General features: G+C 48.8%; 5 protein-coding genes. 1 reads left to right on the plus strand and 4 read right to left on the minus strand.

Annotation, left to right across the window (positions count from 1 at the left end):
* Positions 1–4 precede the first annotated feature (4 nt).
* Both NG833_RS06805 and NG833_RS06810 read right to left on the minus strand, forming a co-directional pair.
* Positions 5–3925: a PAS domain-containing protein gene (locus tag NG833_RS06805; RefSeq protein ID WP_254564552.1), complete on the minus strand. Its 3921-nt coding sequence runs from the start codon at positions 3923–3925 to the stop codon at positions 5–7.
* A gap of 295 nt (positions 3926–4220) precedes the next feature.
* Positions 4221–5012, minus strand: coding sequence for a trans-aconitate 2-methyltransferase (locus NG833_RS06810; RefSeq protein WP_254564553.1), 792 nt, complete (start codon positions 5010–5012; stop codon positions 4221–4223).
* A 565-nt stretch (positions 5013–5577) separates the two neighbouring features.
* Here NG833_RS06810 and NG833_RS06815 point away from each other — a divergent pair.
* The gene (locus tag NG833_RS06815; RefSeq protein ID WP_254564554.1) at positions 5578–8721 is read left to right on the plus strand and encodes a filamentous hemagglutinin N-terminal domain-containing protein; all 3144 of its coding nucleotides are present in this window, start codon (positions 5578–5580) and stop codon (positions 8719–8721) included.
* A gap of 80 nt (positions 8722–8801) precedes the next feature.
* On the opposite strand, the gene NG833_RS06820 is transcribed toward NG833_RS06815, so the two are convergent.
* Positions 8802–9572 (minus strand): hypothetical protein, encoded by a 771-nt coding sequence (locus NG833_RS06820; RefSeq protein ID WP_254564555.1) that lies wholly within the window; start codon positions 9570–9572, stop codon positions 8802–8804.
* Positions 9573–10283: 711 nt separating this feature from the next.
* The coding region (locus NG833_RS06825; RefSeq protein ID WP_254564556.1) for a hypothetical protein at positions 10284–10491 on the minus strand (208 nt) is incomplete at its 5' end.

Consider the following 10491-nt stretch of genomic DNA (forward strand, 5'->3'; position numbering starts at 1 on the left):
TAACTCAGCTTTTGAGCGTTCGTTGGCCTGTTTGAAGTTGGAGGACAATATCAATCAAATTTTTAGGGTCAATGGGTTTGGGTATGTGCATCTGAAATCCAGCCGCCAAGGCCAAAATTCGGTCTTCGGTGCGAGTATAAGCAGTGAGAGCAGCGGCAGGGATTTGTCCGCCTTGTTCTGGGGGTAAGTTGCGGATTTGACGAATTAAGCTGTAGCCATCTTCTCCAGGCATTCCGATGTCACTCAGGAGAATTTCCGGTTGCATTTTTTGGAGTAAGGCGATCGCCTCGGTGGTGGAGGCAGCGGCAAATACCTCGGCACCATACTGTTCCAAGGCAGTAATTAAAAACTCCCTTGTATCAAATTCATCATCGACCACTAAGATTTTTAACCCCGCGAGTTCTGAAAAAGATTCATCGGACTCCACGGAGGATGATCCCAAGCATGGATCGTCTATTCCATCGCTTGTATCTTCTAAGCAGGGGAGTTGTACCACAAAGGTGGAACCTTTTCCGGGTCCGGGACTCTGAGCAAAAATATGGCCGCCATGCAGTTCGACGAGGTTGCGGACGATCGCCAACCCCAGTCCTAATCCCCCATGCGATCGCGTTGTTTTACTATCCGCCTGCTGGAAGCGTTCAAACATATAAGGCAAAAATTCCGGTTCGATGCCGATTCCGGTATCAATCACCCGGATTTGTATCCAGTTTTTCACCCGTTCTAAACAAATCTCCACTCGTCCGCCTTCTGGGGTGAATTTCACGGCATTGGAGAGCAAATTCCAGACCACTTGTTGGAGGCGATCGCCATCGGCGGAAACCAATCCCACGCCTGGATCAAGAGTCGTTACTAACTTAATTTTTTTAATCTCTGCTGTAGGACGCACGGTATTGATGGCCGATTCAATTGCCGGGATTAATTGCAACGGACGCAGGTAGAGGCGAATTTTGCCGCGAATGATGCGCGAAATGTCCAGGAGGTCTTCAATTAACTGGGTTTGCATTTCGGCGTTACGTTCGATGGATTCTAGGGCCTGAGCCATTTTTTCCGGGTTGAGTTTGCGGCGACGCAGCAGGCGAGACCAGCCTAAAATCGCATTCAAGGGCGATCGCAACTCGTGAGAGACAATTGCCAAAAATTCGTCTTTCATGCGACTGGCGGCTTCTGCCTGCCTGCGGGCTTCCTGTTCCCGCCGGAGCAACTCCTCACGCTGGCGTTCGGCCAACTTGCGATCGCTAATGTCATAAAACATCACCACCCCGGCGACAATTCGTCCGGCTAAATTTTTCACGGGTTTGGCACTCAGGCACAAAATCTGAGAATGACCATTGGTGAGGGGTATTTCGATTTCTTCATCCATCACCGTCTCACCGCAGGCGATCGCCCGAGATAAGGGAAATTCTTGCGGTTGATAGGGTCTTCCATCGGGATGTACCCCTTGGAACAAGCGATACTCTTCTAAGTTGTGTTCTTCGGCGATCGTCTCATTCCAAATCGATTGCGCTTGCTTGTTACTGAGTAGCACTTTCCCGGAGGGCGCTTCAGCCACGATCGCACCGGCAGGCATTTGTTGCAGGACTGCTTTTAACAGTTGTTGCTCAAATTCCAGTTGTTTGAGGAGGCGATCGCGTTCTTCCTCGGCCTTTTTCCGTTCAGTAATATCCAGGATGACTCCCCCCATCCGAACTGCAGTCCCCCTCTCATCATAAAAAGCTCGACCTTTTGCCGCAATCCAATGCACCGATTCGTCCGTTCGGATAATCCGATACTCAATGTCATAATCTGCCCGATCGGTAATCGCACCTTGTACAGCCCGATTCACCCGGTCCCGGTCCTCGGGATGCAGACATTCAACGAACTGAGCATATTGAATCACTCTTGAGGGTAAGTCCAGTCCAAATATTTCAAAACATCGCCGGGACATAGAAATTTCTTGGGAGTCTAAATCGTAATCCCACAACCCTAATTTGGCAGATTCCAACGCGAGTCGTAACCGTTCCTGGTTGCGCTCAGATGTGGCCCGAGCAAATTTATATTCCGTGATATCACGACTGAGAGACAGGACCGATTCTACGGCACCATCGCGATCAAATTCTGGAACTAAGCGAGACTGATAATATCGACTCAACCCGTTGACATCCGTTAAGTCCCATTCGATTGCACCTTCCTCTCCCGTGGCAAAGACTTGGGCAATGGCCCCTTGGCAATCTGGCGACTGGGTTACGGGAAAGGTGAGTTCCGGATTACTTGTGCTGAGAAACTCTTCCGGCGATCGCCCGGTGACGCGATATATGGCTTGGTTGACATACAAAGGACGCATTTTTCGGTCAAATCGGGCAATAATATCCGGTGAATTTTCCGCCAAGGCTGTAAATTCTCGTTCCCGTCGGTAGAGTTCATTTTCGACTTGTTTGCGTTCGGTGATATCCCGCCAGGTTGCTAAAAACCCATCTCCAAATGCAACACTTCGGATATCAAATGCTTTAGTCACTCCCGTTGCGGTGGTAAGTTTTTCGTCCACATAGGAATCTTTCACCAAGGGTTTTCTAGTTTCAACGACTTGGCAATATTCCTCGAAAAGTCCCGTGGTTCGGTGTCCGGGAAATAAATCGCAAACTCTTTTCCCAGTCTGTTCTTCCCGAGTCAATCCAGTGCTGGCACAGGCTGCGGCATTGACATATTCAATGCGAAAGTCTATAATTTTTCCCGATTCATCCCGCACTGATGTATAAATTCCAAAACAATCCAGCAAGTTTTCCACCGAGGTCCGGAAGAGTTCTTCTCGTTTTTGTAGTTCGATTTCGGCTTTTTTGCGATCGCTAATATCGATGGTTGTCCCAATCACGCGCACTGCTTTCCCCGATTCATCCCGCAAAATTCCTCCGCGATCGGATACATTCAAATATCGGCCATCTCGGTGGCGAATGCGATATTCTATATCAAACCGATTGTCCTGATTTAACGCCTGATTAATGGCGATAAAAGCCGGTTCTAAATCATCGGGATGGATCAGAGAAATCCACCAGTCCGCATCTTGTCCCTCCTCGGCTAAGGGATAGCCTAAAAATTGGCTGAGGCTTTCACTGCGAACCACCTGCTGACTCTCCAAATGCCAATCATAAATCACACAATTGACGGCAGTTGAGGCCCGTTGATACCGCTCATTAGCTTGTAAGAACTCCTGTTCTCTCTGCTTGCGTTCGGTGATATCTTCGACTATTCCCGCAATTCGACACACCTCACCGGTGCGATGATCGCGAATTGGAAATGCCCGCGATCGCACCCAACGAATAGTGCCGTCAGGATGAACCGTGCGATATTCTTCATGGTACTGTCCGCTTGACTGTTTGGCTAAAGCGGTTCTGACGCGATCGCGGTCCTCGGGATGTACTCCATCCAAAAATGAGGAGGGTTGTTGATACAGACTCTCTAGCGATCGCCCCCACAGCTTTTCATATTGAGGACTGACATAAAAAATTTCGGTTTTCTCCGGGTCAGTCATCCAAATCAAGCAATCAATATTTTCAGCAATCTGTCGGAATTGTTCCTGGGTATTTTCTAACCCTTGAGCATACAATTCGGCTTTTTGGCGGGATCTGTAAAGTGCCGCCATTAGCCAACTGATGGCGAATCCTTCTATCAGAAATACCCCCAAAGCTAAAGTTTGCCCAGGACTATGGACTCCGAAGGAATAAACCGGCAACAAAAAGAAATATTCACCGCAAATTGCGGCTAAGAGTGTAGCCAACAATCCAGCCTGAAATCCTCCATACCAAGCACTCACCGCCACTGTCGCGCTCAACAACAAAAAGGGGTTGTTTGTCATGAGTTCTGAAGAAATTAACCACTTCAGAATCAAAGACACGACTACCGTTGCTACAGCAAAACTATAGCGCCGGATCGGGGAGGGTGATTGTTCCAACATTGATTTCCTCGCTAGGGGGACACGAGTCTTTTGAATTAAGACCCCATTGCTTGAGCCAGATGACTCTCTAAATATTGTACCGACTCGTCCAATTGAGAGAAATCTTTCAAAACAGGCGTGACTGGGGTGAGTCCCCATTGCCACCTATTTTGGCAATTATAGCGGCTTTTACTCCCGGATAGGACTGATGCCGACTCGGAATTTCCCACCCAGGAACTGGGTTATTACCACTGAGGTTCTGTTCCGTTTCTCCTCACGGGGTCTCTCCCTCGCCCATTCCCTCTTTTCTATCGCCCTAAATAGCCTGACAAATCCCCCCAAATACTGCCAGTCCATAGTGTTTCCAAGGAATAGCTACCGGGGCAAAATCCGCCGATTTCAAGAGGTCCACCTGTTCTAATACCGTTGCCAAGCGATCGGGACCGGAGTAGCCCTGGGGAATAGTTTGACCACATTTAGCTCGCACTTTTTCCAGGGTGATTCCCTGTGCCTTGACCCCCTCCTCTCTGACTGCCTGATAAACGGCTTCTAATGCTTGAGTTTCCGACAATACCGGGTCAGCATTCCAAAAACATCCCCCTGGAGACAGATTTTGACGCACCCATTTAAACAGCTTTAATTTGACCGGATCACTCAGATGATGAATCGCTAACGAAGAGGCACAAACATCAAACCCCTGATGCGGTGCAATTCGCACATTTAAGGTCGCCAAATTTCCAAAATCAGCCTCGATCCATCGCACCCGTTCCCCATAGCCTGCTGCTTCAATTTTATCCTGACAAACGCTCAACATTCGCGGGGAATAATCCAGCGCCACGAGTTCCGCCTCGGGACAGTGAGCCAACAGTTTCAGACTAAGTTCTCCTGTCCCACACCCTAATTCTAAAATTCGTTTACTAGTAACCGGAATACACCTCAATAATGCTGCCAACAATTCATCATAAATTGGCACCAATTGGCGAATACCTGTATCAAAATCAGCCACATTCGCAAAAACTTCCCCGGGATAAATTTCCGGCCTAGGGTCAAGGGGTTCTAAACTCCCCTCATTCGGGTTTTCTTCTGAAAGTGAAGTCTCAGAATTCATCAATGGTTTCCTCCTCATAACGTTAGAGAATTTTAATAATTTTATCATGATTTCGCCCCGGTTCTGGACAAACCATTTGACCTTGGCGATCGCCTCTAAACCTGGGGGAGTTCGGGAGTTTAAAAAAGCCGGGTCCTAACCCAAACTCCCGAGGACCGGATACAGTAGAAGTGACAGAGGACAAAAACCCTGTCGGTCTTCCCCCTACTGTACCAATGCCCGAGAGTGGATCGGGACGGGCGATCTCCAAGCCTCCTTCGGGTCTCCAGTGATTCTACGGAGTCGTTACCGGATGAGTTAAACAGCGGGTTTTTTGATAGATAGACCCTCTCAATCATTCTGGCCCTAAAATTACCCCTGGGGAGCATCGGGGGATCTTGCCGCAGTCGCCCTCTCTCGGCTGGCTTTCCACCACATCAGGGCCAGAAACTCGGTAACAGTCCCCGTAATTGAAGACGGTAGCGGCATCCTCCTGAGTCACCCCAAAACTCACCCGTTCCTATCCCTGGCCTCCAACTTGTGATACCCTAGATCGTAACATCCGGCCTGTCACTTTTGTATCATTATGTTGTCTGCAATTCGGCTGGTTAAACCCACCCACCACTGGCCAATAAAATGGTTGCTCTTACCGTTTTCCATTGGCCTCTTCTCCTCGCCCAGCAGCGCTCAAATTGTTCCCGATACAACGCTTCCGGTTAATTCTATCGTCACCCCAGACGGCGATATCCAGGTGATTACAGGCGGTACCCCTGCCGGGTCCAATCTGTTCCATAGTTTTACGGAATTTAGTGTCCCGACAGGGGGAACCGCCTATTTTAACCAGGGCAATAATCTTCAAAATATTTTCACCCGAATCACCGGAATTAACCCCTCGAATATCGATGGAATTCTCCAAACCAATGGCAGCGCCAATCTATTTTTATTAAACCCGAATGGAATAATATTCGGGGCCAATGCTCAGTTAAATATCGGGGGTTCGTTTTTTGCCAGTGCCGGGGACCGAATCCAATTTAGCGATCGCACCGAATTTCAGGCCAATCCCGGGGACAACCCCCCTTTATTAACGGTGAGTTCACCGATTGGGTTGCAACTCGGCACCAACCCGGGGAACATTGCCCTCAACGGTACTCGCTTAGAAGTCCCAACCGACCAACAGTTAACCTTAGTCGCAGACCACTTGGCGATCGCCGGGGCGCAACTGACGACAGCCAGTGGCACAATTGACCTCACCGCCCAAAATATCGCCCTTTCAGACGGTGCATTGCTAGACGTGAGCGGAGAAGCGGGAGGACAAATCCGCATCGGGACTCGCGAACTCACCCTCACAAACCAATCCCGAATTTTAGCCGATACATTGGGGAATGGAACCGGCAGAGGCATTGAAATCACCACCGATCGACTGCAATTGAGCGATCGCGCCTTGATTTCCGCCTCCACCTTTGGTAGTGGCATCGGAGGCAACCTCACCATCCAGGCAACCGATGCCGTGGTCATGACTGGGGACAACAGCTTTAACCAAACCCTCGATCGCCTGTTTAACCAAGAAATCACCCGTCCCGATGACATCGGAACTGGCATCTTTTCCCTCACGTTTGGTACAGGCAACGGCGGCAATCTCACCCTCAATACTCCCTCCCTAAAACTCACTGACTCCGCCTTTATGTCTACCGCCACCTTCGGCGATGGCACCGGAGGCAATATGACCGTCAACAGTGGCGCAATCCACGTCATCGAATCCGAACTGTTTGCCGATAATTTGGGCAATGGGGATGCCGGTGATGTGACCCTGAATGCCCAAACCCTCACACTGGAAAATGGGGGTGTGATCGCTGCCTCAACTTTTGGTGGGGGTCTGGGAGGAACCATTACTATCAATGTATCTGACTCCATCGAGGCCAGGGGAACCAGTTCCGCCGGTCGGTTTAACAGTGGCATCTTTGCCAGTGCCTACGTCAATGCCACTCAACCTGCCGGAAATATCAACATTCAAACCGGAGAACTCAATCTTCGTCAGGGCGCTCAGATTGCTGCCGCCACCTTTGCCGCAGTTCCCGGGGGACTCATCACCCTAACTGCCTCAGAAATAGAAGTCAGCGGCACCAGTGCCAATGGAGAATATCTTAGCAGTATCAAAACTCAAACTCAGGCTGGGGGTCGGGCGGGCAATTTGAACCTGAACACGCGATCGCTGATTGTGCGAGATGGGGCGCTCATCTCCACCTCCACCTTGGGGACCGGCGACGGCGGTAACCTCACGATTCAAGCGATGGACTTTGTAGAACTCACAGGAACCGGAACCTTTAATTTAACCCAATCCGTTCTAGGAGGAACATTTGAAACGAATCAGTTGCAGGATGGATTATTTACCGTGAGTTCGGGTTCGGGTAATGCCGGTAATCTCACTCTGGAAACTGGCAGACTCAGCCTAGGCAACGGCGCTCACATCGCCACCAGTACCCTCACTCAGGGAACTGGGGGAACTCTGACGGTCCGCGCCAGGGAACTCATTTCTCTCCAAGGCGCTTATTTGCTAACTGGCACGGGCGGGACGGGTCAAGCGGGTGATATCTTTATCGATACAGGGGACTTACTCTTACGAGACCGCTCGGAAATCATTGCTTCCACTCTCGCTGCTGGATCCGGGGGAAATATTCAGATCAACGCCTCGGAGTCCGTCCAACTCCAAAACCAATCCTCTCTGATTTCCACCAGTGAAGGACCGGGAAGTGCCGGGTATGTGCTCATTCAAACGGGGCAATTGAGCCTCCAAAATCAATCCTTTGTCTCCACCTTTGCCGCAGGTGAGGGAAATGCCGGTTTTTTGGGAATTGCCGCCTCCGAATCCGTGGAACTGCTAGACCAGAGTACCTTGGAAACGGCGACCTGGGGAATTGGCGATGCTGGATTCTTGCACATTGATACGCGATCGCTGATCCTAGAAAATAGTGGCATCACCGTCAGCGCTCAAGGGACGGGAGAAGCAGGCAATCTCAATATTGCCAGCGATCGCTTGAGTCTGAATAATGGGGTCCTGTTGGGGATTGCCGCATCCGGTCGAGGTGGTAATGTTCAATTAGCGGTGAACGATCTGCTGACTCTGCGACAAGGGTCTGCTATTTCCGCTGAAGCGTTAGGGACCGGGGATGGTGGCAATGTAGCAGTCACCACCGATGCGATCGCCTTACTGGAAAATAGTCGCATTCGCGCTAATGCGGTAGAAGGAATCGGGGGGAACATTCAAATCTTTACCCAGGGTTTGTTTGAGAGTCCCGAAAGTCAAATTACCGCCAGTTCCAGTCAAGGCATTGATGGAGTAGTCTCGGTCAAAACTCCGGATCTCCAACCCACTCAAGGGTTAATTGCTCTCCCCTCAGAAATTCTCAACCTCACCAATCTGGTGTTTGAAGAGTGTGGGATTGGTGCATCCCAGAGTGAGTTTATTGTCACGGGACGCGGAGGATTACCCCCCAGTCCCACGGACCCCTTCAATGGCGATCGCATCCTGGAGGATTTGGGAAGGGTGTCACCCGCTCCAAATTTAACCCAACAGCAATCTACCGGCGCGCCAATTCCCCCGACGCCCCCCTTCGTGGAGGCCAACACCTGGGCGATCGCCCCCAATGGTCAACTCATCCTCACCACTGCACCCACTCCCAACCACCCCAGCGATCGCTGGGAACCCCCTGTGAATTGTCATAGACCATCCTAGATTCTACCTAAAAGGGCGATCGGCTCTCCTGGCGTATCCCGTTCCCGGCTTCAGCACTTCCCACCTGCAAACCCTTTCAATTAGGATTGGAAGCGGTGCATCCCTTGTTCAAGCTGTTCTTTGCAGGTTAAGGAAAAATAAGTAAACCAACTCACAATCCCAAATAGCTTAAATCCATTTTCTAATAAGGCCCGATCGCGATCGTAAATCAGTCCCCTGTCCACTAAATTTATGATGGCCCGCATATCCAGCAAAAGTGACAAGGCAAAGCAGACAAAGGCTAACCCCAAAAACAGTAAATAACGGCTATTCAAGATAATTTTATGAAATTTTATTAGGTACAAGGCCACCATCATCGCATAAGCTAAATAAACGATTTTTTCTGAGATTCCTAAATAATTGGGAAGGACTTCCTCATGCAACTGAAAAAAATCATCTAGCATCAAGATTGTGGTAATCATCCCACCGAATAATAGAAAGCGTTGATGTTTAAGAGAGAGATTCAGGGGTTTGAGATAAAGGGACGTAAACAGACAAATGGCAGCGGTGGCACACCATAATAAAATGCCAAATTTCGTGACCATTCCTAGATAAAAAGGCGAATCTGAAATTTTAGCTGGATCGCCCATGAGATGATAAATGGGAACTCGATTTTGCTGTCGGACGAGCAACACAATGAGGAAGGTTGGGAGATAGACGGCCACCATCAGAGGGAATAATCCAGTAAGGCGATCGCGTAAGCTTTTCCTGCCTTTATCTGGCCTAAACTTGTCACTTAGGGGTTCGTTTTTCTTGATATCGGATTGGGGAGTTTCGGTTGAATTTATAACCGGATTTGTTTTTTTATTCATCGATTTCCTGCTTAATTTTATAGATTTTTAAGACCATTTTCCAAACTACTCGAATGCTTTTAGAAAAGGCTCTTGACCCAGCATTTTGTAAGTTAAGGAAAATTTTTACCGTTAATTAACCCTATGTTAACCCAAGCCAGCAAGCTTGTCTACTGCCTTAGAGAGGTAAGGATCGGGTCACTAAAATTGACATTTAGGGACTTCCTAAAATCCAGGCCAGAGGCGGTTAAATAGTGATTTAAGACTAAAAAGCCAGCCGAGAATCTGCTAAGGGTATTCCAACAAATAAATCATCCTTGCTTTGATACGATCGCACCTAACAAGGCTCTTTTAGCCCGCGCAGGCGGGCTTTGTCCTGTGAGCCTCCACCCTTCAGGGTGCGGGTTTTTTGAAGGTTTTATTTTTTGGAGTTCCCTAATTGATATCACCGCTCGCCCTGGCTAGTTGAGGCAAATATTCGGGTTTGTCCGGAATTCAAAACAAGCTAATAGCTTAAGTCTCCGGAAATGTCAACTCCCTCTAGTCTGAGTATTTAGAAGTTAGTTGAGAGGAAAGGGCAGATTTTTGAGGAAGGGTTTCCAAACATTTCAAAACATTTCAAAACATTTCAAAAAGTTTTAAAAAGTTTAAATAATGAGGGGTAAATTTTATAAGATTTTAAAAATTTTGCATTACTCATTTCAGAGCAGTAATGCCAGTAGTCTGCCAATCTTATTCCCGGTTGTTATGGCCACCTATGAGGTATAGGTAATCAGAAATCACCTCTATCTGAAGGCTGAAATTTGACGGGAGTTGGTTAAATTTTAATGATAAGGGAACTCCAAAAAATAAAATCTCCAAAACGTTCGTTCGTAGTGAATGCTCAACGAAGTCAATGTAGGGGCGCAATGCTTGCGCCCCAGGGGCGCAAGCATTGCGC

The sequence above is a fragment of the Oscillatoria sp. HE19RPO genome, assembly GCF_024220515.1.
Taxonomy (GTDB): domain Bacteria; phylum Cyanobacteriota; class Cyanobacteriia; order Cyanobacteriales; family Laspinemataceae; genus Laspinema.

Excerpts from the sequence above, each read along its gene's own strand:
- NG833_RS06805 (WP_254564552.1), bottom strand. The coding sequence starts at position 3,925 with ATGTTGGAACAATCACCCTCCCCGATCCGGCGCTATAGTTTTGCTGTA.
- NG833_RS06810 (WP_254564553.1), bottom strand. The coding sequence starts at position 5,012 with ATGAATTCTGAGACTTCACTTTCAGAAGAAAACCCGAATGAGGGGAGT.
- NG833_RS06815 (WP_254564554.1), top strand. The coding sequence starts at position 5,578 with ATGTTGTCTGCAATTCGGCTGGTTAAACCCACCCACCACTGGCCAATA.
- NG833_RS06820 (WP_254564555.1), bottom strand. The coding sequence starts at position 9,572 with ATGAATAAAAAAACAAATCCGGTTATAAATTCAACCGAAACTCCCCAA.